We start from the raw sequence: 704 nt of genomic DNA, 5'->3' as shown, positions 1-704 counted from the left end.
TCCGTGTGCCCTTACTAGCTTATCCACTTCGGTTATTGCTTTCGCTTCCTTCTCTTGCACAAGTGCAAATGTCGGGCGCGAAACAAAACCTTCGTTCTCGTGTGCGGGATTTGACAAGATGTCATCGCCGTACACGCTAGTAAAAACTGCGTTGATTCTTACCTAAACTCTTTCGCTATCCAGTTTTCAAGGATCAAGTTTGCCGTCTTTTCAGCGGCAAGAAGTATAATACCATGTTCGTTCATTCGATTCAAGTGGTAATTATTGTTGATATTTGAATGAATGAGACAAGCACTGAAAGAGCACAACTCTTTCAAAACTGAACGCGAGTGAAATTGTCCATTGTGCATCTTGTGCACATTCGTTCTTGTGCCTTGGGCCCCGCAAAAGGACTTGAATCAGCCGCTAAGCTGTTCTTCACTTCTGTGGGTACCTAGAGCTCCATAGAAAGGAGGTGATCCAGCCGCACCTTCCGATACGGCTACCTTGTTACGACTTCACCCCAATCATCTACCCCACCTTCGGCGGCTGGCTCCCACTTTCTAGCGCTTACGAAGCGGTTTGCTTCGCAAACTTGTAGGTTACCTCACCGACTTCGGGTGTTGCAAACTCTCGTGGTGTGACGGGCGGTGTGTACAAGACCCGGGAACGTATTCACCGCGGCATGCTGATCCGCGATTACTAGCAATTCCGACTTCATGCAG

The 704-nt window shown here is 48.3% G+C and carries 1 rRNA gene; it reads right to left on the bottom strand.

The window, feature by feature from the left end:
- Positions 1-447 precede the first annotated feature (447 nt).
- Positions 448-704 (bottom strand): 16S ribosomal RNA (locus tag ACFSUC_RS10935); the annotation flags it as partial.

Origin of the sequence: Marinicrinis sediminis (assembly GCF_042685085.1) — a bacterium.
Classification (GTDB): domain Bacteria; phylum Bacillota; class Bacilli; order Paenibacillales; family KCTC-33676; genus Marinicrinis; species Marinicrinis sediminis.
Note: the sequence above shows the minus strand (reverse complement) of the source record. Positions and strands in the feature narration are given on the sequence as shown.